Annotated in this window: 23 protein-coding genes; 22 read left to right on the top strand and 1 reads right to left on the bottom strand. The window is 40.9% G+C overall.

The annotated features are described in order from the left end of the window. Window positions 1-14 precede the first annotated feature (14 nt). The 14 genes from J2S07_RS15780 (at window position 15) to mtnA (ending at window position 19205) form a co-directional block, all read left to right on the top strand. Window positions 15-1058, top strand: a complete 1044-nt coding sequence (locus J2S07_RS15780; protein ID WP_307151371.1) for a DUF3048 domain-containing protein — start codon at window positions 15-17, stop codon at window positions 1056-1058. Window positions 1059-1087: 29 nt separating this feature from the next. After that, a complete protein-coding gene (locus tag J2S07_RS15775) occupies window positions 1088-1384 on the top strand; it encodes a YerC/YecD family TrpR-related protein (RefSeq protein WP_307151370.1) in 297 nt (98 codons plus the stop codon). 109 nt (window positions 1385-1493) lie between these two features. Further along, the gene (gene pcrB / locus J2S07_RS15770) at window positions 1494-2180 is read left to right on the top strand and encodes a heptaprenylglyceryl phosphate synthase (RefSeq protein ID WP_307151369.1); all 687 of its coding nucleotides are present in this window, start codon (window positions 1494-1496) and stop codon (window positions 2178-2180) included. A gap of 57 nt (window positions 2181-2237) precedes the next feature. Next, window positions 2238-4445: a DNA helicase PcrA gene (gene pcrA, locus J2S07_RS15765; protein ID WP_307151368.1), complete on the top strand. Its 2208-nt coding sequence runs from the start codon at window positions 2238-2240 to the stop codon at window positions 4443-4445. A gap of 17 nt (window positions 4446-4462) precedes the next feature. Further along, window positions 4463-6475, top strand: coding sequence for an NAD-dependent DNA ligase LigA (gene ligA, locus J2S07_RS15760; protein WP_307151367.1), 2013 nt, complete (start codon window positions 4463-4465; stop codon window positions 6473-6475). Window positions 6476-6506: 31 nt separating this feature from the next. After that, window positions 6507-7676 (top strand): CamS family sex pheromone protein, encoded by a 1170-nt coding sequence (locus J2S07_RS15755; protein ID WP_307151366.1) that lies wholly within the window; start codon window positions 6507-6509, stop codon window positions 7674-7676. A 335-nt stretch (window positions 7677-8011) separates the two neighbouring features. Then, window positions 8012-9559 carry an L-glutamate gamma-semialdehyde dehydrogenase gene (gene pruA, locus J2S07_RS15750; protein ID WP_307151365.1) on the top strand — a complete coding sequence of 516 codons (1548 nt, stop codon included), beginning with the start codon at window positions 8012-8014 and terminating at the stop codon, window positions 9557-9559. Between the two features lie 334 nt (window positions 9560-9893). Next, window positions 9894-11597, top strand: coding sequence for a methyl-accepting chemotaxis protein (locus J2S07_RS15745; protein WP_307151364.1), 1704 nt, complete (start codon window positions 9894-9896; stop codon window positions 11595-11597). Between the two features lie 64 nt (window positions 11598-11661). After that, window positions 11662-12783 (top strand): sugar ABC transporter substrate-binding protein, encoded by a 1122-nt coding sequence (locus J2S07_RS15740; protein WP_370872850.1) that lies wholly within the window; start codon window positions 11662-11664, stop codon window positions 12781-12783. Window positions 12784-13162: 379 nt separating this feature from the next. Next, on the top strand, window positions 13163-14278 hold the full coding sequence (locus J2S07_RS15735) for a sugar ABC transporter substrate-binding protein (RefSeq protein WP_307151363.1): 1116 nt from the start codon (window positions 13163-13165) through the stop codon (window positions 14276-14278). 118 nt (window positions 14279-14396) lie between these two features. Beyond that, a complete protein-coding gene (locus J2S07_RS15730; RefSeq protein ID WP_307151389.1) occupies window positions 14397-15881 on the top strand; it encodes a sugar ABC transporter ATP-binding protein in 1485 nt (494 codons plus the stop codon). Window position 15882: 1 nt separating this feature from the next. Continuing rightward, window positions 15883-16884, top strand: coding sequence for an ABC transporter permease (locus tag J2S07_RS15725; protein WP_307151362.1), 1002 nt, complete (start codon window positions 15883-15885; stop codon window positions 16882-16884). Window positions 16885-16900: 16 nt separating this feature from the next. Beyond that, window positions 16901-18139, top strand: a complete 1239-nt coding sequence (gene mtnK / locus J2S07_RS15720) for an S-methyl-5-thioribose kinase (RefSeq protein ID WP_307151361.1) — start codon at window positions 16901-16903, stop codon at window positions 18137-18139. 1 nt (window position 18140) lies between these two features. Then, window positions 18141-19205, top strand: coding sequence for an S-methyl-5-thioribose-1-phosphate isomerase (gene mtnA / locus J2S07_RS15715; protein WP_307151360.1), 1065 nt, complete (start codon window positions 18141-18143; stop codon window positions 19203-19205). Window positions 19206-19280: 75 nt separating this feature from the next. Here mtnA and J2S07_RS15710 read toward each other — a convergent pair whose 3' ends face one another. Next, window positions 19281-20042: a DeoR/GlpR family DNA-binding transcription regulator gene (locus tag J2S07_RS15710; protein ID WP_307151359.1), complete on the bottom strand. Its 762-nt coding sequence runs from the start codon at window positions 20040-20042 to the stop codon at window positions 19281-19283. 315 nt (window positions 20043-20357) lie between these two features. Between J2S07_RS15710 and J2S07_RS15705 the strand changes: the two genes are divergently transcribed. The 8 genes from J2S07_RS15705 to pduL all read left to right on the top strand — a co-directional run bounded on the left by J2S07_RS15705 (window position 20358) and on the right by pduL (window position 25103). Beyond that, window positions 20358-21146, top strand: coding sequence for a class II aldolase/adducin family protein (locus J2S07_RS15705; RefSeq protein ID WP_307151358.1), 789 nt, complete (start codon window positions 20358-20360; stop codon window positions 21144-21146). Between the two features lie 14 nt (window positions 21147-21160). Then, window positions 21161-22741 (top strand): aldehyde dehydrogenase family protein, encoded by a 1581-nt coding sequence (locus J2S07_RS15700; RefSeq protein WP_307151357.1) that lies wholly within the window; start codon window positions 21161-21163, stop codon window positions 22739-22741. Window positions 22742-22751: 10 nt separating this feature from the next. After that, the gene (locus J2S07_RS15695; RefSeq protein WP_307151356.1) at window positions 22752-23072 is read left to right on the top strand and encodes a BMC domain-containing protein; all 321 of its coding nucleotides are present in this window, start codon (window positions 22752-22754) and stop codon (window positions 23070-23072) included. A 12-nt stretch (window positions 23073-23084) separates the two neighbouring features. Then, window positions 23085-23357 (top strand): BMC domain-containing protein, encoded by a 273-nt coding sequence (locus tag J2S07_RS15690; RefSeq protein ID WP_307151355.1) that lies wholly within the window; start codon window positions 23085-23087, stop codon window positions 23355-23357. 15 nt (window positions 23358-23372) lie between these two features. Further along, window positions 23373-23768 carry a BMC domain-containing protein gene (locus tag J2S07_RS15685; RefSeq protein WP_307151354.1) on the top strand — a complete coding sequence of 132 codons (396 nt, stop codon included), beginning with the start codon at window positions 23373-23375 and terminating at the stop codon, window positions 23766-23768. A gap of 22 nt (window positions 23769-23790) precedes the next feature. Continuing rightward, complete coding sequence (locus J2S07_RS15680) at window positions 23791-24066, top strand: BMC domain-containing protein (protein ID WP_370872849.1); 276 nt, start codon at window positions 23791-23793, stop codon at window positions 24064-24066. Window positions 24067-24151: 85 nt separating this feature from the next. Next, complete coding sequence (locus tag J2S07_RS15675) at window positions 24152-24427, top strand: BMC domain-containing protein (protein ID WP_307151353.1); 276 nt, start codon at window positions 24152-24154, stop codon at window positions 24425-24427. A gap of 19 nt (window positions 24428-24446) precedes the next feature. After that, window positions 24447-25103 (top strand): phosphate propanoyltransferase, encoded by a 657-nt coding sequence (gene pduL / locus J2S07_RS15670; RefSeq protein ID WP_370872851.1) that lies wholly within the window; start codon window positions 24447-24449, stop codon window positions 25101-25103. Window positions 25104-25112 lie beyond the last annotated feature (9 nt).

The raw sequence follows: 25112 nt of genomic DNA, 5'->3' as shown, positions 1-25112 counted from the left end.
ATAGGGAGTGCATTATGAAGCGGAGATGGATCGTTCTCATGGCAGTCTTCATTGCTGTATTGGCGGGCTGCAGTGATAAAAAAGAAACGGTAAAAGAACATGAAGAAAAAGAAGTAACCGACGTGACCAAAAAAGAAAAAGAAGTCTTTCCATATCAAGCTCCATTAACAGGAGTAGGGCTTAAAGAGGAGCCTTCAGGACGTGCCTACGCAGTGATGATTAATAATGACCCAAAAGCTCGCCCGCAATCAGGCTTTCATAAGGCAGATATCGTGTATGAATTATTAGCAGAAGGCAATGTCACACGCTTTCTTGCCATTTTTCAAAGTGAACAAGCCGATCGGATAGGACCGGTTAGAAGTGCTAGAGATTATTTTATTGAATTAGCAAAGGGCTATGATGCTCTTTATATTGCACATGGGTATAGCCCAGAGGCTAAGAAAATGCTTGATAATGGATATGTTGACCATATAAATGGGATGCAATATGATGGTTCTTTGTTTAAGAGAGACAAGAGCCGGGTGGCACCGCATAACTCCTATATTACTTCGGAGAATGTCCTAAAAGGAGCAGAGAAGATTGGCTATGATATGGATCAGCCTCCTTCTGCTTTAACCTTTTTAACAGAAAAAGAGATAGAACAGTTGGATGGAGAAAAGGCAACATCCGCTTTGATTTCTTATTTCTCCAGTAATTTGTTTAATGTTCAATATGAATATGACGAGCATGAAAAGAAATATAAACGTTATTCCAATGGCGAACTGACGGTTGACTCAGATTCAAAAGACCCTCTTCTTTTAGATAATATCCTCATCCTAGAAGCGGAGCATAAGGTGATTGACAGCGAGGGAAGACGGGAAATCAATTTAGCTTCTGGCGGAGATGCCTACTTGCTACAAAGAGGGCAATGGAAGGAAGTTGAATGGAAGAACCAAGGAGGCAAGCTTCTTCCTTTCGCAAATGGACGAGAAGTCGGATTTGTCCCTGGAAAAACATGGATCAATATCGTTCCATCCGGTAAAGGATTAGAACAAATTGTTTCTTTTGAAGCGCAGTAACTATAACGCCATCTAAAAGGGGTAGACATATGCAAATAGATAAGCTAAGAGGGAAAGAACTTGATCAATTATTCAATGCCATTTTGTCCTTAAATGATTTAGAGGAATGCTATCGTTTTTTTGATGATTTATGTACTGTGAACGAAATACAATCACTAGCGCAGCGTTTGGAGGTTGCGCGCATGCTCCGTGAGGGTAAGACCTATCACAAAATTGAAACAGAGACAGGTGCAAGTACGGCGACTATATCCCGTGTAAAGCGATGCTTAAATTATGGAAATGACGCCTATGAGTTAGTGCTTGAAAGGATTAAGGATGAAAAATAAAATTCAGAAGGACCGAGGAACAAGACACGATTCCTCGGTTTTCATTTTTTAAATACTGCTTCAAATGGTATAATGTTGGAATGGAATAATTGATTGGAGGAAGCTGGACGTGTACGATGTTCGTGAATGGCGCCATGCATTTAAGCTGGACCCGAATAAGGAAATTTCTGATGAGAATCTTGAAAAGCTATGTGAGTCTGGAACAGATGCCATTATTATAGGTGGCACTGACGGTGTGACTCTTGAAAAAGTACTAGACCTGATGGCGAGAGTTCGCAGGTACACGGTACCATGTGTATTGGAAATTTCCAATATCGAATCTATTACTCCGGGCTTTGACCTATATTTTATCCCATCTGTGTTAAATAGCACGAATCCCAAATGGATCATTGATCTGCATCATGAAGCGGTCAAAGAATTTGGCGACATCATGAACTGGGAGGAAATCATTTTTCAAGGCTATTGTATTCTTAATGAAGATTGTAAGGTAGCTAAATTAACAAATGCACGGACGAATTTGAGTACGGATGATGTCATCGCATATGCAAGGCTTGCGGAAAAAATGTTCCATCACCCCGTATTTTATCTTGAATACAGCGGAAGCTATGGAGATCCGAGTCTTGTACAAGAAACCAAGCAGGTGCTAGAGCGGACGACCCTCTTTTATGGAGGCGGAATTAAGACGCTAGAACAAGCAAGGGAAATGTCTGCCCATGCAGATGTGATTGTGGTAGGGAACTCGATTTATACAAACTTCGATTATGCATTAGAAACAGTGAAAATAAAGTTTGAATGAAATAACAAGTTCGATTACAATGGTTATAAGAACGTATGTTTGTATGGTGGTGTAAAAATGCAATATTTAACGGATAAATTGCTAAATGGACTAAACCCAGAACAGCAGAAAGCCGTCAAAACAACTGAAGGCCCTTTGTTGTTGATGGCGGGAGCAGGCAGTGGTAAGACGAGGGTATTGACCCATCGAATTGCCTATCTCATGGTAGAAAAAAGAGTCAACCCCTACAATATTCTTGCCATCACTTTCACAAATAAGGCTGCTCGGGAAATGAAGGAACGAATCTATAAAATGATGGGTGGGGTAGCTGATGAAATTTGGATCTCAACCTTCCACTCCATGTGTGTACGAATTCTCCGTCGAGATATTGATCGAATGGGCTACAACCGCAACTTCACCATTTTAGATACGACGGATCAGCTTTCGGTCATCAAAAACATTCTAAAGGAAAAAAACCTCGACCCAAAGAAATTTGATCCACGGGCGATTTTGGGCTCTATCAGCAGTGCGAAAAACGAATTAAAAACTCCAGAGGATGTAGGAAAGCTTGTCGGGGATTACTATGACAGGATTGTTAGTGAAGTGTACGAGCTCTACCAAAAGCGCCTTCGCAAAAATTCAGCTCTTGATTTTGATGATTTAATTATGCTGACGATCCAGCTTTTTAGTAGGGTTCCTGAGGTGCTGGAATACTATCAGCGAAAATTCCAATACATCCATGTGGACGAGTATCAGGACACAAACCGTGCTCAGTATATGCTCGTTAAGCTACTGGCAAGCCGTTTTCAAAACCTATGTGTCGTCGGAGATTCCGACCAATCGATTTATAGGTGGCGGGGTGCTGATATTGCCAATATTCTATCCTTTGAAAAAGATTATCCAAATGCAAAGGTTATTCTTTTAGAACAAAATTACCGTTCCACGAAAACTATTCTCCAAGCAGCCAATGAAGTGATCAAGAATAATCTCAATCGTAAGCCTAAGAATCTTTGGACGGAAAATCCCGAAGGAAACCAAATCTTCTATTATCGGGCCGATAGCGAACAAACGGAAGCGCAGTTTGTTGCTGGGAAGATTAAAGAGCAGGTTGAAAGTGGCAAGCGAAAGTATTCTGACTTTGCGATCCTTTACCGAACGAATGCACAATCACGTGTAATGGAGGAAGTCCTCCTTAAATCAAACATTGAGTACTCTATCGTCGGTGGAATAAAGTTCTACGATCGAAAGGAAATCAAGGATATTCTTGCTTATTTAAGACTGATTGCCAACCCAGATGATGATATCAGTTTGCAGAGGGTCATCAATGTGCCAAAGCGTGGAATTGGCGCAAGCTCTATCGATAAGCTTGCTAATTTTGCTGATATGCATGATATTTCCATGTTTGAAGCCCTTGAATCGATTGATTTAATTGGTTTAAGTCCAAAAATAACGAAGGCAGCAGCAGAATTCCGTGATTTAATAAAAGGCTACACAGGCATGCAGGATTTTTTATCAGTAACTGAGCTCGTAGAGGAAGTCCTCGAAAAGTCCGGTTATCGTGAAATGCTAAAGGCAGAGAAGTCGATTGAAGCAGAGAGCCGTCTCGAAAATATTGATGAATTCATGTCGGTAACGAAGAGCTTTGAGGAAGGAAATGAAGATAAAAGTTTGGTCGCCTTCTTAACCGATCTAGCCCTTGTTGCAGATATTGATCAATTGGAGGATGACGAGGAAAAGACCAATACAGTTGTCTTGATGACCCTCCATTCGGCAAAGGGCCTAGAGTTCCCAGTCGTATTCCTCATGGGACTTGAGGAAGGGGTGTTCCCACATAACCGTTCTCTCATGGAGGAAGCGGAAATGGAGGAGGAAAGACGTCTCGCCTACGTGGGAATTACTCGTGCGGAAGAAGAACTCTATATCACAAACGCACAAATGCGCACGCTGTTTGGAAGAACCAATATGAATCCACCATCTCGTTTTATTCGTGAGATTCCAGAGAATCTGATCGAGGGCCTTCAACCAAAGCAAAGGACGACCAACCCATTTGCCTCTCCTGCAAGACCGACGGTTAGACCTGCTGTCAGACGCCCTGTTACAACAGCGACAGGCGGAGATGAAATTGGCTGGAAAGTCGGAGACAAGGCACAGCATGGAAAATGGGGTGTCGGAACGGTTGTCAGTGTCAAAGGGGAAGGAGAAAGCATGGAGCTGGATATTGCTTTTCCGAGCCCAACTGGAATCAAGAGACTTCTTGCTAAGTTTGCACCAATTCAAAAAGTGTAAGTGAAAGGGCTGGGATCATGGACCTTCAAACCGCTGAAAAAGAAGTGAAAGAGCTTCATCAATTGTTAAATCAATATAATTATGAATACTATGTGCTCGATCAGCCATCCGTTCCAGATGCTGAGTACGATCGGTTGATGCAAAAGCTTATACAGCTTGAGGAAGAGTTTCCTCAGCTGAAGACATCCGATTCCCCGACCCAGCGTGTCGGTGGACAGGTTCTTGAAATGTTTGAAAAGGTTCAGCATGAAATTCCCATGCTAAGCCTTGGAAATGCTTTTAATGAGCAGGATTTAAGGGATTTTGACCGACGAGTTACACAAGCGGTTGGAGAGGATCACTCCTATGTATGTGAGCTGAAAATCGATGGATTAGCTGTGTCACTACGCTATGAAGATGGCCTGTTTGTCCAGGGCTCGACCCGTGGGGATGGCACCATTGGTGAGGATATCACTTCCAATTTGAGGACGATTCGCTCCATTCCACTTCGCTTGAAGGAGAATATTTCGATTGAGGTTCGTGGAGAAGTGTTTATGCCAAAGCGCTCATTTGAAGCATTAAACAAACTGAAGATGGAGCGAGAGGAAGAGCCATTTGCAAACCCTCGCAATGCGGCTGCAGGCTCCTTAAGGCAACTGGATACAAAAATTGCCGCATCAAGGAATCTCGATATCTTCCTTTATAGTATTGCCGATACCGCTCAACTCGATGTTGATTCACATAGCGGCGCTCTAAGGTTTTTGGATCAGCTCGGCTTTAAAACAAACCAAGAAAGAAGAACCTGTGAAACAATAGATGAGGTCATTCAGTTTGTCCAAGAATGGACGGAAAAAAGGCCTCAGCTTCCCTATGAAATCGATGGATTAGTAGTCAAGGTAGACGCTTTAGAGCAGCAGGAGCAGCTTGGGTTTACTGCTAAAAGTCCTCGCTGGGCCATCGCTTATAAATTCCCTGCTGAGGAAGTCGTCACTACCCTAAAAAGTATTGAGCTTAGCGTCGGTCGGACGGGGGTTGTTACTCCTACGGCGATTCTAGAGCCTGTGCGAGTGGCCGGAACAACCGTGCAAAGAGCTTCTCTTCATAATGAGGATTTGATTAAAGAGAAGGACATTCGAATCGGCGATCAGGTGGTTATCAAGAAAGCAGGGGATATCATTCCAGAGGTCGTGAATGTCCTCATTGAAAGACGGACTGGAGAAGAAATAGAATTTCAAATGCCTTCTCATTGTCCGGAGTGCGAAAGTGAGCTCGTGCGCTTAGAGGGAGAGGTGGCCCTTCGTTGTATAAATCCGAAATGTCCGGCGCAAATTCGCGAGGGCTTAATCCACTTTGTTTCACGAGATGCAATGAATATTGACGGACTTGGGGAAAAGGTCATTAGTCAATTATTCGCAGCAGAGCTTATCCAGGATGTAGCCGACATTTACAAGCTAAAGAGAGAACAGCTTCTCGAGCTTGAGAGAATGGGTGAAAAATCAGTCAATAATTTATTGGAGGCCATCGAAGCATCGAAGAGTAATTCTCTAGAAAAACTGCTCTTTGGGCTAGGCATCCGACATGTTGGTGCGAAGGCGGCAAAGACGTTAGCAATGGAGTTTGAAACGATGGAAGGGCTTGCTAATGCCACCTATGAACAACTGACAGCCATTAATGAGATTGGAGACAAAATGGCCGATTCCATCGTCTCTTATTTTGAGCTTGACGAGGTGAAGGAGCTGCTTAAAGAGCTGCAGGACTTCGGGGTAAATATGGTCTACACTGGACCTAAGGCTGTTTCTGCTGAGGACTCATCCTCCTTTTTTGCAGGAAAGACGGTCGTTCTAACTGGAAAGCTCGAACAGCTGACAAGGAATGAAGCAAAGGAAGCCATTGAGCGCCTTGGAGGGAAAGTAGCAGGAAGTGTCAGTAAGAAGACCCACTTAGTCATTGCTGGGGCCGATGCTGGATCAAAGCTAGCAAAGGCAGAGGAGCTAGGCATTGAGGTCTGGAATGAGGAGAAACTAGTGGAAGAATTGGAAAGCTCAAATTGAAAATGAAGATACAATAAGAGGTGTAAGTACCATGAGAAAAATCTCAGTGGTCGTTTTAGCATTTGTCCTGCTCCTTACGGGCTGTGCCCCTAATTTCCAGAAGGATCAGCAGATTGTTCAGGAGAAGGACGATTCGAAAAAGAAAGCGATTATCCCAAAATATAAAATTTCTGATCAATATTATCAAACGATTTTACCCTTCGAGCCTTCAGAAGCTAGAGGAGTGATAGTGGGTCAGCTAAATACACGGTATGATATTGATGAATTTGAAACAGGTCTGATGCGAATTGCTCGAAATACATTCAGCCCTGATAAATACTTGTTTCAGGAAGGTCAATATCTTGATGGAAAAAAGGTAAAGCTTTGGTTGAACCGTGAATATACGGATGAACAAGTAAAGGCGAAGAAGATGAAGCCTGAAGAAAATATTGGTCTAAATCCGGTCGATCCTGGTGTTGGTGATGCAAAAACGAGGAATGAAGAGAACCCAATTTACTTGGCTCATATTCTCGAGCATAATTATCTAGTCAAAGGAGAAGATGGAACAGCTCGTCTAGGTGGCGTTGTTATTGGTCTAGCTCTAAATAGTGTTCATTACTATCAGGAGATTAAATATGGCCCAACCTACGAAAAGAAGATTTCACACGAAAAGCTTGATAAGGAAGGCAAAAAGATTGCAGAAGAAGTCGTGGGACGCTTACGGCATATCAAAGGCCTAGAAAAGGTCCCAATCACGATTGCTCTCTTTGAGCAGGAAAGCCGCTCTAGTGTCGTGCCAGGGAACTTTTTTGCCTATGCCAATGTCGGAGAAGGAAGCTCCAAAATTGGTGGCTGGGAGAATGTGAGGGAAGATTATGTATTGTTTCCTTCCGATGATGCGACGAAAAACCACCGTGATGACTTAACAGCCTTTTCGAATTTTAAGCAGGATGTGGAGGAGTACTTCCCTAATTTTAATGGGGTCACAGGAAGGGCCTTCTACATCGATAATGAGCTCCAGGAATTGAACATTAACATCAATATGCAATTCTATGGAAAAGCCGAAGCGGTTGGCTTTACGCAGTATGTTGCCGGCTTGGTACTTGAGCATTTTCCAGATTATATTTCGGTAGAGGTTAATATTACTTCCGTAAATGGGCAGGAGGCATTGATCGTCCGAGACGTCGATCAGAAAGAACCGTTTGTGCATATCTATCATTAAGGCTCTTTTCTCAAACATTGTCGCTTTTGGACAAAAGATGAATCAAATATAACTTAATTTTATGCAATTTATCCATTGAAGCAACGGAGAAAAGAGCTGCTTTCTTAATCCGTGTGCCATGTCTGGTACAAAACGCAATGGTTGGCATTAAAACCATTGCAAAACAACAATCCGTACGAAAAACAGCCATCAATAGAGACAGGGTTTCTTAACCTGTCTCTATTAATTTTCCTTCAACTCTAAACAATCGATTATTTCGAATATTGAAGGAAAAGTAGAAAACTGATAGAATGTGAGTGGATGTTTTTGCAACTAGTATAGAGGAGGCGATCAATTTGGTACAGCCATATAAGCATGAACCGTTTACAGATTTTTCGGTAGAAAAGGAAAGAGAAGGCTATCTTCAAGCCTTGAATACAGTCGAGGGCTATTTAGGTCAGGATTATGATTTGGTCATTGGGGGAGAGCGAATCTCAACCGAGGACAAAATCATTTCTATTAATCCAGCAAATAAAGAGGAAATCATCGGTCGTGTGTCAAAGGCAAACAAGGAGCTTGCAGAGAAAGCTATGCAGGCTGCGGTGAAAGCGTTTCAATCATGGAGAAAGGCGAAGCCTGAAATGCGTGCGGATGTCCTGTTCAAAGCAGCTGCGATTATTCGTCGTCGTAAGCATGAATTCTCAGCTCTATTGACGAAGGAAGCGGGTAAGCCGTGGAGAGAGGCGGATGCGGATACAGCTGAAGCGATTGACTTCCTCGAATACTATGCACGACAAATGCTGCGAATCAAAGACGGTGTTCCAGTCAACAGTCGTCCAAATGAATATAATCGATATAACTATATTCCGCTCGGTGTTGGCGTAATTATTTCGCCGTGGAATTTCCCGCTTGCGATCATGGCAGGAACAACGGTGGCGGCAATTGTATCAGGGAATACGGTACTTTTGAAGCCGGCATCGACAACTCCAGTCGTAGCGGCAAAATTTGTCGAAGTGATGGAGGAAGCGGGCTTACCTGCTGGCGTGCTGAACTTTGTGCCAGGAAGTGGGGCTGAGGTTGGAGACTATTTAGTGGACCATAAGGATACTCGCTTTATTAGCTTCACAGGCTCCCGTGACGTTGGTCTTAGAATATATGAACGTGCTTCGAAATTAAATGAAGGTCAAATCTGGTTGAAGCGTGTCATTGCGGAAATGGGCGGTAAAGATACGATTGTCGTAGACAAAGAAGCCGATCTTGAGCTTGCGGCGCAATCGATCGTTGCCTCTGCCTTTGGATTCTCCGGACAAAAATGTTCGGCTTGTTCCCGTGCGGTTGTCGTAGAGGATGTATATGATCAGGTTCTTAACCGTGTGGTTGAGCTAACTAATGCGTTAACTCAAGGAAACCCAGTGGATCAAAATAACTACATGGGTCCTGTCATCGACCAAGCAGCCTTTGATAAAATCATGAGCTACATCGAAATTGGCAAAGAGGAAGGCCGTCTCATGGCAGGAGGAGAAGGAGACAGTTCAACTGGTTTCTTCATCAAGCCAACGGTATTTGCAGATCTAGATCCAGAAGCACGCTTAATGAAGGAAGAAATCTTCGGACCTGTCGTTGCCTTCGCGAAAGCAAAGGATTTCGATGAGGCGATTGACATTGCCAATAATACGGAATACGGTCTAACAGGTGCTGTGATCACGACAAACCGCGAGCATATCCAAAAAGCCCGTGAAGACTTCCATGTCGGAAACCTTTACTTCAACCGTGGCTGTACTGGAGCGATTGTTGGCTATCAGCCGTTTGGTGGCTTCAATATGTCAGGGACCGACTCCAAGGCTGGCGGTCCAGACTACCTATTGCTTCATATGCAGGCGAAGACGACTTCGGAAATGTATTAAAGTTAATTTCTTGAAAATGGGGATGGAGAATTCCATCCCTATTTTTTATATTCATTTGATTCTCAGAAGCAACCTCTTTCACCGTCTAGTTCAATTTTTAGAATCCCCAATAATAAATCCCCGCAAAAAAATACGACCAAAAGACTTATATTTTAATCCGCTATTTTTACGATTTTCATTTATGTTATTGGATTTTTTGGTATTTTAGTAGATTTGATGAATAAATTGTCGAAATGTGCCAAATTTATGTGAATTTATACGTATTTTTGTGTTATATTTTTTATAAGAATCTAAAAACAGACAACTAATGGTTTTCACAGGAGGGACTCAAAGTATGGGAAGATTTAGTGTTGGTAGGAAGATTCTACTAGGATTTGCAGTCGTTCTTATTTTGGTATTTGTATTTGCAGGTGTTACATTTAATAGAATGCTGCATATTCAGGAATCTACCACTTCAATTGTTGACGAATCTATGCCGGCGGTGGAGCTAATCAACTCTATTGGCTATCAGACGGAGCATGTATTAACACTTTCGCTAAGATATATCCAGTCTGATGACCAGCAGGAAAAGGAAATGCTGAAGATGGAAAGAAAGAGCTCCATGGAAGAAGCACAGAGAACGATGGACAAATACAAAAAGTTGATCAAAACGAAGGATACAAGGGAAAACTTTGACCAATTAATATATAAGTGGAGCTTTTTTCTAAACATTAATGAAGAAACGCTTAAGCTTAGGGACAAAGGAAAATCTGAGTTTGCTTATTTATACTTTAAAAAGAGTGCCAAAGCCTTTGATTCCATGAAGCTTAATCTGAATCATTTGGTTAACACAAACACAATAAAGGCGGAGGAAGCGGGAAAACAATCGAAGGAAGTCTTTAAGCAGACTGTAATTACTATTGTAATTGTCATTACCGTTGTAATTTTATTAGGAGTGTTTATAGCACTTTTTATTACGAGGATGATCGCGAAACCACTTGGGGTCGTTACTGAGAGAATCAACGAAGTGTCCAAAGGAAATCTATCATTCTCAAACCTTGAAATTAATAATAAGGATGAAATTGGTGTTCTTGCAAGCTCGGTTAATGAAATGAATAGAAATCTACAGGGGATTGTTACGCAAGTAGTGAATGTTTCTAATTTAATGAACAAGCAAAGCAATGATTTATCGGTTGCTTCTCAAGAGGTAAAAATAGGTGGTCAGCAAATCGCTACTACAATGAATGAATTAGCACGTGGGGTTGAAGAACAAGCTCATTCTGCTACAGAATCTGCGAAAGCGGTTGAAACAGTAAATATTCAAATTTCCGATGCTGATATTAAAGGAAAAGAATTGAAGAATGGCTCGGTTGATATTATGGAAAAGGCAAAAGAGGGTACAGATTTGATGAATCAATCGGTTCAACAAATTGAAGAAATCACTAGGATTGTTAAGAAATCAATGGAGCAGGTTGTGATTTTAGATTCCAAGAACGAGAATATTTACAAACTTGTTCAGGTAATTAAGGATGTTGCCGATCAAACTAATCTCCTTGCTCTAAACGCAGCAATTGAAGCGGCACGAGCAGGGGAATATGGAAAGGGCTTTTCAGTTGTAGCAGATGAAGTACGAAAGCTTGCCGAACAGGTTTCTAACTCGGTGATTGATATCACACATATTACACAAGGGATACAGATTGAATCAAAGGAAGTCGTGAAGACCCTCCAAGATGGAGTGTTGCAATCTGAGCTAGGAAATGAGCAAATCAAAAATACCGGAGAAAAGTTTACCGCTATTACAGAAAATGTTCTGGCAATGGTTGAAAAAATTGAACAAGTATCAGAAAACCTTGGAAAGATTCAGCTTGGTAGTAAGCGACTAAGCGAATTTAGTGAGGAAATTTCTGCGATATCTGAGCAGTCTGCGGCTGGAGTCCAAGAGGTTTCGGCGTCTGCAGAACAACAGGTAGCTGCAATGGAAGCGATCGCCGATAGTTCGGATTCATTAAAGAAATTATCAGCAGAGCTTGAAGATTTGGCTCATTATTTTAAGTTATAGCTTTTCCTAAGCCGTTCAAAGTTTGACTAATTAAATAGATATTACGTATGTAGGGGTGAGGAATGTGAGGAAGAAAGGAAGCCTAGAAAAAATAATCATCTTGTTACTTGCTTTCATGATCGTGATCGTAGGATGCTCCAACGAATCACAATCCCTTAATAAAAAGAGCGATTCAAAAAATAACCTGTCAACAACTAATGTTCCTGAAAAGTTTAAGAATGAAAAAGATATTAAGGTTAAGGTAATACGAAAAATAGGTGGGGACGACCATACTGCGCAATTTCTCGCCGGAGCAAAGGAAGAAGGCGAATCAATGGGTGTAAAGGTGGATGTCTTTTCGGCAAATGGGGATAGTGAAAAATTCCATAGTGAAATCATGAATTCGTTAAAAGAGGATTATGACGGTTACATAATCTCTCACGGTGATGACCCAGAAACGGTCAATGATGTTAAGAAGTTAGTTGAAAGTGGCAAGAGTGTTGTTACATTTGACTCGAATATGGAGCTTGAAAATATCAAGGATGTTACACTCACGTCTCAAAATGACGAAGTTCTAGCTACGTTAGCGGTAGAACAGTTAATCGAAGATCACGATGGACAAGCAAATATCATCTATTTATGGGTAGACGGTTTTCCTCCTATGGTGAGAAGGAATGCGATTTATGAGAAAGCCTTAACAAATAACCCTGGCATTAAAGAAGTTGGGAGATTTGGTGTTGCGTCTGCCAACACATCTGAAGAAACGAAAGCTGCAGTGATGGATATCCTCAAGCAATATCCCAAAGGTGAAGTAGATGCTATTTTTGCTACATGGGATGCATTTGCAATTGGTGCAGTGGAAGCAATTAAGGCAACAGGAAGAGACGAAATAGGGATCTATGGAATTGATGTTTCTAATACAGACTTGAGCTTAATGCAAGAGCAAGGCAGTCCATGGAAATACACAGCTGCTGTAGACCCAAAATTAATAGGGGCAATTAACATGAGATTGGTACTTAAGAAGATCGCTGGTGAGGAAACGCCGCAGAAATATAATCTCGAGGCATACCTAATTGCTCAAAGTGAGATTCAAGCTTCAAAGAAAGCAGTCAATATGGATAATTTAGGTGCTGTGCTACCTGGCTGGGGACTCTCTTCCGAATTGGAGGAGGATTGGATGAAGGCCCTCAAACAAGCAAATAAATAGAATAAAGGCGCCATCTTTACTAGAGATCAGCTCCAGGGAAGATGGCGCCTTTTATGTTTGTTGTTGGTTTTCTTTGGAATTGTGTTTGATTTAAATAGTTTATATGTAATATATTCAATATATGGAAATAATTATTACGAATACTTAAATATAATACATAAAAACAAGAACAAATAAGGATAAATGCGCTAATAACTTTTTAGGAAATTACATGAAAACCAAATAATACATGAATAAATCAAAATAATGATTGTATAAACAGCGAGTACATGATAAAATTTAATTAAATTCGGTATGAAAGCGCTATAATTTAATAGTATGCTAGATTTTATCGAATGGGCAGGAAAATAATTAAAAAATATAAAAGGAGTGTCAATCTATGAAGAAGTTTTTCAAAAGCGCAATGGTTCTATTTCTAGCTTTTTCACTTCTATTAACAGGCTGTTCTTCAAAGGAAGGTAGCTCGAAGCCTGCACAGGGAAATAAAGATGTTTCTTTAGATAATGTCCCTGAACGTTTTAAGGATGGCAAACAGGTCAAAATCAAAGTTGTTAGAAAAATTGGCGGCGATGACCATACAGCACAATTCCTAGCAGGTGCAAAGGAAGAGGGAGAAGCACTTGGATTTAAGGTAGATGTATTCACGGCAAATGGTGATACTGCTAAATTCCACGATGCTATTGCTCAAGCTCTTCAAGAAAACTACGATGGATTCATCATTTCACATGGTGATGATGCAGCAACGGTGGCAGATGTGAAGAAAATTGTTGATGCAGGTAAGAGTGTTGTAACCTTCGATTCAAATGGGGACATTGCTACAGTAGATGGTGTGACATTAACTTCTCAGGATGATGAGGCTCTTGCAACTTTAGCGATGGATCAGTTAATTAAGGACACAAATGGGAAAGCAAATATCGTTTACCTCTGGGTTGATGGATTCCCACCAATGGTACGCCGTAATGCTGTGTATCAAGAGAAATTAAAGAGCAATCCAGGCATTAAGGAAATTGAACGTTTTGGTGTAGCAGCAGCTGATACAACTGTACAAACTCAGAATGCAGTGGCAGCTATGTTAAATAAGCATAAAAAAGGCGAAATTGATGCAATTTTTGCAACTTGGGACGCTTTCGCGATGGGTGCTGCCCGTGCGATTAAGGAAGCTGGAAGAGATGAGATTGCAATCTATGGCATTGACGTTTCGAACGCTGACCTTCAAATTATGCAAGAGGAAAAAAGCCCATGGAAATTTACAGCAGCAGTGGATCCGAAGCTAATTGGCTCTGTAAATATGAGAATTCTTGCGAAGAAACTTGCTGGTGAAGAAACACCTGATACCTTTGACCTTGAGGCATCATTAATTTCTCAAGAAGCACTGCAAACATCTAAGTCTCCTGTAAATATGGTGAATCTTGCAGATGTTGTAGAAGGCTGGGGAGTTTCATCTGCATTTGAAGAAGATTGGATGAAAACATTAAAGGAATACTATAAGAAATAGGTTTCAAAAATTCAGAATCTCCAACTAACAATCTCTATTTGCTAGTTGGAGATTCTATTACCGATAAGCCCGTGGCGTTTAAATGGAAGGAGGATAAACGGTGTCAACATTACTCGAAATGAAAAAAATCTCCATTGAATTCCCAGGTGTAAAGGCATTGAATGAGGTGGATTTTTCCACTAGAACGGGTACGACTCATGCCCTTATTGGTGCCAACGGAGCTGGTAAATCAACGCTAATGAAGGTTTTATCTGGAGCATATGGTCACTATACAGGTGAAATTTACTTAGATGGTAAAAAAGTAGATATTCGTACACCTAAGGATGCACAGGATTATGGAATCCAAATTGTTTATCAAGAGGTAGATACAGCGCTTGTTCCTTATTTAACTGTTGGCGAGAACATCATGTTGAATGAAACGGTCAACGATATGGGAAAAAGCCAGTTTGTGAAATGGAAACACATTCATCAAAAGGCAACAGAAATATTAAAAAGAATGAACATAAAAATATCTTCCAAGAAACTTGTCAGTGAGTTAACTTTGGCGGAAAAACAAATGGTTCTCATCGCTAGATCAATTTCGAAGCAATGTAAATTTTTGATTTTGGATGAGCCGACAGCGCCGCTCAGTCACTCCGAGACAACGGAGCTTTTTAGAATTGTAAGAGAACTTGTTAAGGAAGATGTTGGAGTTATTTTTATCTCCCATCGACTGCCGGAGTTATTCGAAATCTGTGAAGAAATTACCGTTATGAAAAATGGTGAGTTTGTAATCAAAGAAAAGATTGCTGAAACAACACAAAACAAGGTCGTGGAACATATGCTTGGTGAAAAACTGGAAGACCAGTTCCCTAAGTACCACGTTGAAATTGGAGATACCGTCCTTAAGGTGCAAGGACTTCATGATACAGGCTTAGTGAAGAATTTTAGCATGCAAGTAAATGAAGGTGAAATTGTAGGGATAGCAGGCCTTGTGGGTGCGGGTAAAACAGAAATTTGTAAAGCGATATTTGGTGCTTCCAAAATCACAGCGGGAGAAATCTCAATCCGAGGGAAAACTGTGAAAATTAAAGGCCCAGATGATGCTGTAAGAAAAGGTATTGCCCTTGTACCAGAGGAAAGACGAAAAGAAGGAATTCTTGTTCAAGAGTCTGTTTCTACGAACCTTACATCTGCAAGTCTAGGAAAGTTCTCAAAGTTTCTTAGCTTTGTAGATACAAGAGGAGAAAAGAAAATATCAAAAACCATGATCTCAGATCTTGGGATTAAGACACCTTCATCAGAAGCCAAGGTGCAGAATTTATCGGGTGGAAATCAGCAGAAGGTGGCCATCGGGAAATGGTTAATTGCTGATGCGGAGGTCTACATTTTTGATGAACCAACAAAAGGGGTAGACGTTGGAGCGAAGAAGGATATTTTTGAACTGATATCTGGATTAGCAAAGCGGGGTAAATCAATCATCTATGCCTCCTGTGAGCTATCAGAAATACTTGGCATCACAGACCGTGTGTACGTTGTATATGACGGGGAAGTAGCGAAAGAACTAGAAACGAAATCCACAAATGAAGAAGAATTACTATTCTATTCAACAGGAGGTAAATAGAATGAACTCAGCAAATCCTGTTCAAACATCAAAGCCCGAAAAAAAGGGATTTGAGCTTTTTGAGTTTCTCTATAAATATGGAACGATCATCACGATTTTTGCACTAATTGTGATTTTCGCAGTTGCGAATCCGAGCTTTATCCAAGGGGCAAATATTGTCAATATTTTAAGATCTATATCCATCGTAACGATTATTGCGATCGGGATTACGATTTCTTTATCCGTTGATGGATTTGATTTATCGGTGGGATCAACTGTATCTCTGTCAAATGCTGTTGTCATCTCCATGTTTGTATGGTTTTCACAAAATATTTTTGTAGCCATTCTGGCAGCAGTGGCTGCAGCGTTAGTGGTCGGAGCATTCAACTCCTTTATGATTGTTAAAGTGAAAATTCCGGATATGCTCATGACGTTAGCAACCATGTTTATCGTACAAGGAATTGCCCTTACTTACACAAAGGGTGCAACAGTTTCAGAAAATATGATTATGCCAGATGGTAGTTTTTCTACAGGATTAATTTCTCCGGTTTTCTCAAAAATTGGACAGGTTCCGTGGATTATTATCATCATGGTCGTTGTTGTTGCAGTCGTTCACATCTTCTTGAATTATACGAAACATGGCCGTTACATGTATGTGATTGGTGGAAACAAAGAAGCAGCAAGATTATCTGGTATTCCTGTTAATAAGTATAAGATTCTAGCTTATTTACTTTCAGCGACATTCGCAGCAATTGGTGGAATCGTGTTAGCTTCACGTGTAATGACTGCAGAAATCAATTCAGGTGCTCCGTACTTAATGGATGCGGTTGCAGCATCATTTATCGGTTTATCTGTATTAGGTGCAGGAAAACCAAATGCCTTTGGAACATTTGTTGGTGCGGTGTTAATAGGAATTCTTTCCAATGGATTAGTTATGATGTCTGTCCCATATTATGCGATGGATATTGTCAAAGGGACTGTGTTAGCGCTTGCTCTTGCTTTAACTTACTATAAACAGAAATAAGCCTGGAGGGATTATCATGAAAGATTTCACTAAAGAATACTTTACGATGACAGAAAGTGATGCAATTGAATACGCAAAGAGACATCTTGACTTCTTCCAAGAGGATGCTGAACTGACCTGTAAGGAAATCGGGGATGGTAATCTAAACTATGTATTCAAAGTGGTTGATTCGAAAACAAATAAGTCCGTCATTATTAAGCAGGCAGGACCGATAGCTCGTATTTCTGATGAATTTAAGCTATCACCGGATCGCAACCGAATTGAAAGTGAAATCCTAAAGCTGCAATACAAATTAGCTCCTGGATATGTGCCAGAAGTATATAAATATGATCCAATCATGAACTGCTGTGCGATGGAAGACTTATCAGACCATGAAATGATGAGAGGCGCTTTAATAAAGCATAAGAAATTTCCGCTTTTTGCTGACCATATTTCTACATTCCTTGTAAATACATTATTGCTTACTTCCGATGTGGTGATGGAGCATAAAGAAAAGAAGGCGCTTGTAAAAAGCTTTATAAATCCAGAGCTTTGTGAAATCTCTGAGGATTTAGTATTTACTGAGCCATTCTATGACTGTCCACGCAATGATGTCACTCCTGGAACAGGAGATTTTGTGAAGGAAACCATCTGGGATGATGAGGCATTAAAGCTTGAAACAGCAAAAATTAAGTTTGAATTTATGACAAATGCCCAGTCACTTGTTCATGGGGATCTTCATACAGGCTCTGTATTTATTAAGGAAGACTCCACAAAGGTCTTTGACCCAGAGTTTGCTTTCTATGGACCAGCTGGCTATGATATCGGGAATGTGATAGCTAACTTAACCTTTGCCTATGCAAATGCGCTGTTCACGATTGAAAATGATGTAGAAAGACAAGATTATGTTGCCTACTTAACAAACACAATCAAAGATATCATCGATTTATTTAATGAGAAATTCTCTAAGGCATGGGATGAACATGCGACTGAGTTTGTTGCGAAGTACAAGGGCTTTAAAGAATACTATCTTGGTACAGTCTTAAGGGATACAGCTGCGATCGCAGGGCATGAGTTGATTAGAAGAATTATAGGCTTAGCCCATGTGAAGGATATTACAGTCATTTCAGACGAAAAGGCCCGCGTACTCGCTGAAAAAATCTGTTTAACCGTTGGTAAGACCTTCATTCTAAACCGTGAAAATATGAAGACAGGCGATAACTTTATTGACGTTCTGAAATCAGCTGAAGAACAGTTTTTAATGGAGGCGAAGTAAAATGGGAAATCCTGTTGAAGTCATTCAATCAGTTAAATTAGATGATGAAAATAGCACGTTAATTTTGCTAGACCAAACCGTTTTACCAAATGAAACCGTATTTCTTGAACTAAAGGAAATGGAAGATGTCTGGGATGCTATCTATCAATTGAAGGTTCGTGGAGCGCCGGCAATAGGGATTGCTGCTGGATATGGGGTTTATTTAGGAACAAAAAAATCAACTGCTGATACCTATGATGGTCTCTATGAAGACTTTAAAAAGGTAAAGGAATATCTAGCATCATCTAGACCAACTGCGGTTAATCTTTTCTGGGCGTTGAATCGAATGGAAGACCGTTTTAAAGCTGAAGAAGGCAAGACTCCTGCTGAGGTAAAGGCGGCCTTAAAAGAGGAAGCTGAACTTATTCGTGCTGAAGACGAGCAAATTTGCGAATCGATTGGAAAATATGCTTTATCAGTCCTTGAGCCAGGCTGGGGTATTTTAACTCATTGTAACGCTGGTACCATTGCAACCGCAAAATACGGAACCGCTCTAGCGCCCATTTACTTAGGTCAAGAAAAAGGGTATGATTTCAAGGTTTATGCTGATGAAACGAGACCGTTGCTTCAAGGGGCACGCTTAACAGCATGGGAGCTTGAAAAAGCTGGTGTTGATGTAACGTTGATTTGTGATAACATGGCCTCTATTGTCATGAAGGAGGGCAAAATCCAGGCTGTCTTAGTTGGTTGTGACAGGGTAGCTGAGAATGGTGATACAGCAAACAAAATCGGTACCTCCGGCGTCGCTATATTAGCTAAGCATTATAATATTCCATTCTATGTCTGTGCTCCGCTATCAACAATTGACTTAGAATGTAAGACAGGGGACGACATTCACATTGAGCTTAGACCATCTGAGGAAATTACAAGCAAATGGTATGAAAAGCCAATGGCACCGGAGAATGTGAAAACCTATAATCCTTGCTTTGATGTGACTGATCATTCCTTAATCACTGGAATTATTACTGAAAAAGGAATTGCCTATGCGCCTTTTACTGAATCATTGCCACAAATGTTTAAAAAATAGATAAGAAAAAGCTGAGTTGGAATCCTGCTCAGCTTTTCTATATCTAGAAAAAAGAAAACGCCCCTTGGGCGCTTTCTATTCACATTCGTATAATGTAATATTTTGTTCTCTAAGGAACTGCTTCCATTCCAGCGAAAGTTTGTTGTCCACTACTACATGGTTGATTTGATCAAAATCACATATTCTTGCAAAAGATGTCTTATCAAATTTGGTATAATCGGCAATCAGATAAACGTTATTGGCGTGCTCTGCAGCAAGCTTCCGAATCCCCGCCTGCTGCTCGTTGGAATCCGTAATTCCATGCTGCATACTGACGGAACGGCAGGAAATGAATGCGGTGTCAAAAAAATAGTGTTTCATTGTGTATTCTGAGCTTCTGCCGACATTTGATAAAGAACTAGGAGAGAGAGTACCTCCAATCACGACAATATTAATGTTTGGCTTCTCAATCAGACTGTTAATAACCTTTAAGGAATTCGTGACAACCGTTAACTTTTTATCCTCCAACATACTAGCAATCATAAGCGAAGTAGTGGAGGCATCAAGAAAGATAGAATCCCCATTTTTTATCATGGAAATGCATTTGGCAGCAATTTTCTTTTTACCTTCAACATGAATATGTTCACGTAAATTTACGTTTACATCATTCTGAACACCGTCAGATACATAAGCGCCACCATAGGTTCTAGTGAGGACTCCTTCCTCTTCAAGCTGTTTTAAATCTCTTCGAATTGTTTCTTCTGTGACACTGAATTGTTTCGTTAAATCTGCGACAGTTACACTCTTTTTTTCCAAAATAATTTCCTTGATCTTATTTTTCCGAGCGATAGGAAGCATGGTTTTCTCCTTAAGTTAATTTGTATTGTAGAAAAAATTATAGCATGTTTTGTGGGTTTAATAAATCCTTTACCAAAATATACAGGAAAATAAATGAGAATATACAATGGTATATTCAATTACAAAGACTGAAGGCTAGATAAGATAAAAGAAGAAACAACAAAAAATAACTATAAAACCAAAATATCATTTGACAAAACCACATAAAAATAGGAAAATTAAATAGAATTATAGATGCGAATTTATCATTCCTTTGGTTTAGGGATTCAAAGGAGAAATAGAAATAAGAGGTATTTGGGAAAGGAGATGTATTTTATGAAAGATAAGCCGAAGTATTACTCGGACTTTGAGGCAAAAAAGCTAATCTGTGAGATTGGAAGACGCATATATAACAAGAACTTTGTAGCTGCTAACGATGGAAATATCTCGGTAAAGGTTGGACCTAATACAATTTGGACCACGCCTACGGGGGTAAGCAAAGGGTTCATGACGCCGGATATGATGGTGAAGATGGATCTCTCGGGGAAGGTATTGTCAGGGAAAATGAAACCGTCATCAGAAGTAAAGATGCACCTTCGCGTTTATAATGAAAATCCTGAGGTAAATGCAGTTGTTCACGCACATCCCCCTGTTGCTACTTCATTTGCCATTGCAGGAATTGATTTAGATAAGCCTGTGTCACCAGAGGCTGTCGTTATTTTAGGAACGGTTCCTGTTGCTCCTTACGCAACCCCAGGAACACAGGAAGTCCCTGATTCGATCGCACCTTATTGCAAGGATTATAATGCGGTTCTCTTAGCGAATCACGGAGCATTAACATGGGGAGCAGACTTAATTCAAGCCTATTATCGTATGGAATCGTTGGAGCATTATGCGCTTATGCTGATGTATTCCAATAACATTATTAATAAAACCAATGAATTAAATTGCTCACAGGTTTCAGACCTTATTAACATTCGTGAGTCCATGGGCATCAAGACGGGCGGAATGCCACCTTGCGAGGTAAAAGGAAACAGCCCAAAACGTGGTGAGAAGGAAGAAATGATTGAGAGCGTTGTTCGAAAGGTAACAGAAGAAATTGTAAGTAAGTACTTAAAGAATTAAAGGAGGAGGAAGGCATGACAGTTCATATGACAGAGCAGGACATCCAAAAGATTATCCAGTCCGTCCTACAAAATATTAATGCTCAGTCAGCACCAGAATCAACAGAGCACGTAGCAGCATCCAATTCTGATCATAGCCATCAAACCATCCAGCCAATTCAGATGAAGATGGCTGTACATCAAAATCAGGGCATTGCTTCATCCGCAATGACTCCATCCTCTCAAAATACTGGCCTTGCTGGTGTTTTTGAGAAGATGGAAGATGCAATTGAAGCTGCCTACCTTGCTCAACGAGAATATTTAAAGCGGTTTCAGCTTAAGGAAAGGGAGCAGATCATTTCAGCAATTCGTGCTACCGTGCTTGAGCATAAAGAACAGCTAGCAAAAATGGTGTACGAGGAAACTAAGCTTGGCCGTTATGAAGACAAAGTGGCCAAACATGAGCTAGTTGCAAGCAAAACACCGGGTACAGAAGATTTAACAACCAACGCCTTCTCTGGAGATGATGGCCTAACCATTGTAGAACAAGCTCCATTTGGACTTATTGGTGCTGTTACTCCGGTCACAAACCCAACTGAGACCATCATCAATAACTCAATTGGAATACTAGCATCAGGAAATGCTGTTGTATTAAATGTTCATCCATCATCTAAACATTCGTGTGCATTTGTGGTTGATTTATTGAACAAAGCCATTCAACAGGCTGGCGGTCCAGAGAACCTTATCACAATGGTGAAAAATCCAACACTCGATACACTTAATGTGATTATCGAGAGTCCAAAGGTGAGATTATTGGTTGGTACCGGTGGGCCAGGACTGGTGAAGACTCTGCTCAAATCCGGTAAAAAAGCGATTGGTGCAGGTGCAGGGAATCCTCCAGTAATCGTGGATGAAACAGCGGACTTAGAAAAAGCAGCCAAGAGCATTATAGAGGGTGCCTCTTTTGATAACAACCTTTTATGTATCGCAGAAAAAGAATTATTTGTCATCGATTCTGTAGCAGATGATTTGATTTTCCAAATGCTAAACCACGGAGCTTATATGCTCGATGGGCAGCAACTGGAGCAACTAATGAGCTTTGCCTTAGAGGAAAATATCAACCAGGAGGCAAGAGGTTGTTCTCTTGACAATAAACGGGAATATCACGTTTCAAAAGAGTGGGTTGGAAAGGATGCAACTGCTTTCCTACAAAAGTTAGGTATCCAAGCTAATGGAGATGTAAAGCTACTTATTTGTGAGGTTGACTTTGATCACCCATTTGTACAGCTTGAGCAAATGATGCCCGTTTTCCCAATTGTGAGAGTGAAGGATTTAGAGCAGGCGATTGATTTAGCCGTTCTTGCTGAGCATGGAAATCGACATACCGCCATTATGCACTCACGTAATGTCGATCATTTAACCAAATTTGCTCGAGCTATTGAAACCACAATATTTGTCAAAAATGCCTCTTCATTAGCTGGAGTTGGCTTCGGAGGAGAAGGGCATACAACAATGACCATTGCTGGGCCAACAGGTGAAGGCATTACATCAGCCAAGACGTTTACAAGACAAAGAAGATGTGTTCTCGCTGAAGGTGGATTTCGAATCATAGGGTAGGTGAACAGGTATGGCAAAGGCAGTTGGATTTTTGGAGGTTCAAGGCTACAGCGTTGCACTTGCTTCTATGGACAAGGCTTGTAAGGCAGCAAATATCACGATTGAAGGAATCGATGTCAACAACCCGGCCACAGGGGATAAAGCACCAATTCCAGTCGTAGTTCAGGTGAAATTCTCTGGGGCAATCTCAGATGTCAAGGTGGCCTTAGAGGCTGCGGTTGATGAGGCTTCAAAGTATATCAATGCAGGGGACATTCTCACCCATGTCATTCCTTCTTCGACGGAAGAGATGGATAAGCTACTTAACATCGGCAAGGTCAAGCTGAAGTAGAGAGGTGTGGAAATGAATCGTTCAATTGGTCTATTAGAGGTGGTCGGTTTCGTAACCGCTGCAGCATGCGTTGATAGGATGGTCAAATCAGCCTACGTTGATGTTCATAGTATTAAGCGCGCTGGGTCAGGAATGATTACGGTCATTATATCCGGAGACCTTGCATCAGTTAAGGAGGCTCTCGAAGTCGGGGAAGAAACCGCAAGCAGTATGGGTGAGTTAGTTGCCGTTCGAGCTATAGCAAGACCTTATGAAGGGCTTGAAAGGCTGCTCGATCCAGAATAAAAAGGTGGTAAAAAAATGAAGAAATACGAGGCGCTTGGAGTAGTTGAGACACAGTATTTTACCATCGCAATGGAATTATTGGATCAGATGTGCAAATCATCCGATGTAGAATTTCTCGCAAGTGAGAACTACTTAGGCGGAAGATTAGTCACGTTGATAATTGGAGGTAGTGTTTCCGATGTAACAGTTGCCGTGGATGTTGCGAAGCAAGTAGCTGAAACAAAGGCCAATCAACCTTTGAAAATGGCACTTGTCATTAATAATCCGCATGCAGAAATTATGAAATACATCATTTCCTCACAACCCCAATCGGAGGTCGAGGAAGGGAAACTTAATTCTATAGAGATGGAAACGAAAGAAGAAAGCAAGAGCAAGAAAAAGAAATCAAAGAAAGCGGTTAAAAATCAATAATTGATAATAGGAGGATTTAATCATGAATGGATCTTTAGGAGTAATCGAAACAAGAGGATTAACAGCGGCAATTGAAGCAGCAGATGCGATGTTAAAGGCGGCAAATGTGGAGATTGTAGGCAGTGAAAAAATTGGTTCCGGCTTAGTATCTGTCATTATCCAAGGGGATGTTGGCGCTGTGAAGGCTGCTACAGAAGTAGGAGCAGAAGCTGCTGGTAGAGTAGGAGAGGTTGTAGCAGTCCATGTTATCCCTAGACCACATGGTGATGTTACGAAGCTTTTACCAAGCATTAAATAAACTTAATTACAAAAGGGACAGCCAAGAAACCACCTGACATTGTGATAAATCTAAAATTATATTCGATCTTTAGGAGGAAATGATAATGAGCGGTTCTATCGGAATTATTGAGACTAGAGGATTAACAGCAGCAATTGAGGCAGCAGATGCGATGCTAAAGGCAGCAAATGTAGAAATCGTTGGCAGTGAAAAAATTGGCTCAGGCCTAGTATCTGTCATTGTTCAAGGTGAGGTAGGAGCTGTGAAGGCAGCTACTGAAGTAGGTGCAGAGGCAGCCGGACGTGTAGGTGAATTAGTTGCCGTACATGTGATTCCAAGACCACATGCGGATGTGGCAAAGCTATTGCCATCTTTGAAATAAGTAGGTGTTGCTCATGAATATGAACAGCGTCGAACTTATCGAGGAGATTACAAGATTAGTCGTAGGGGAGCTTGAGAATCATAATCTCCTAGAAAAAGAGAGAAAAACGCATGTGCCTGTAAGTATTTCTGCCAGACATCTTCATCTTCAGCAGGAGCATGTAGAGGTCCTGTTTGGAAAAGGTCATGAATTATCGAAGTTTAAGGAAATTTCCCAGCCTGGTCAATACGCTTGCAATGAAAAGGTAACATTGAAGGGTCCAAAGGGGACAATAGAGAATGTTCGCGTTTTAGGCCCATTACGCAAGCAAACCCAGATTGAAATCTCCCGAACGGATGCAAGAAAACTTGGTATTTCACCTCCAGTTAGAAATTCAGGTAATCTTGCGGGCTCGGAAGCGATTACCCTCATTGGTCCAAAAGGAACAATTCTTTTGGAGGAAGGGTGCATTATCGCCGACAGGCATATTCATATGACCCCACAGGATGCAAGAGACTTTGGAGTAAAGGATAAACAAAAGGTTTCGGTTCTTGTTGAAGGTGAGAAGGGTGGAGTGATGGGGCAGGTAACCATTCGGGTGAATGAGCGCTATGCCTTAGATATGCATATTGATACAGACGATGCAAATGCATTTGATTTAAAAGGGAATGAATGGTTAAAAATAATTGCTGATTAATGGAGGTTC

Origin of the sequence: Anoxybacillus andreesenii, from assembly GCF_030813005.1 — a bacterium.
Lineage (GTDB): Bacteria > Bacillota > Bacilli > Bacillales > Cytobacillaceae > Robertmurraya > Robertmurraya andreesenii.
The sequence above is the reverse complement of the archived record's forward strand: the minus strand, read 5'-3'. Positions and strand labels throughout refer to the sequence as shown.